The 710-nt window shown below is 52.5% G+C and carries 1 rRNA gene; it reads right to left on the bottom strand.

The window, feature by feature from the left end:
• Positions 1-690, bottom strand: a 23S ribosomal RNA gene (locus tag ACLJNW_RS22990); the annotation flags it as partial.
• Positions 691-710: the final 20 nt, after the last annotated feature.

A 710-nucleotide genomic window follows, 5' to 3' on the forward strand; every position in this document is an offset into this window, starting at 1 on the left:
CTAGATCACCGGGTTTCGGGTCTATACCCTGCAACTTAACGCCCAATTAAGACTCGGTTTCCCTCCGGCTCCCCTATTCGGTTAACCTTGCTACAGAATATAAGTCGCTGACCCATTATACAAAAGGTACGCAGTCACACCCCGAAGGGTGCTCCCACTGCTTGTACGTACACGGTTTCAGGTTCTTTTTCACTCCCCTCGCCGGGGTTCTTTTCGCCTTTCCCTCACGGTACTGGTTCACTATCGGTCAGTCAGGAGTATTTAGCCTTGGAGGATGGTCCCCCCATATTCAGACAGGATACCACGTGTCCCGCCCTACTCATCGAGCTCACAACACATGCGCTTTTGTGTACGGGGCTGTCACCCTGTATCGCGCGACTTTCCAGACGCTTCCACTAACACACATGCTGATTCAGGCTCTGGGCTCCTCCCCGTTCGCTCGCCGCTACTGGGGGAATCTCGGTTGATTTCTTTTCCTCGGGGTACTTAGATGTTTCAGTTCCCCCGGTTCGCCTCATTAACCTATGGATTCAGTTAATGATAGTGTGACGAATCACACTGGGTTTCCCCATTCGGGTATCGCCGGTTATAACGGTTCATATCACCTTACCGGCGCTTATCGCAGATTAGCACGCCCTTCATCGCCTCTGACTGCCAGGGCATCCACCGTGTACGCTTAGTCGCTTAACCTCACAACCCGAAGATGTTTC

The sequence above is a fragment of the Salmonella sp. SAL4457 genome (genome assembly GCF_046548235.1).
Taxonomy (GTDB): Bacteria; Pseudomonadota; Gammaproteobacteria; order Enterobacterales; family Enterobacteriaceae; genus Salmonella; species Salmonella enterica.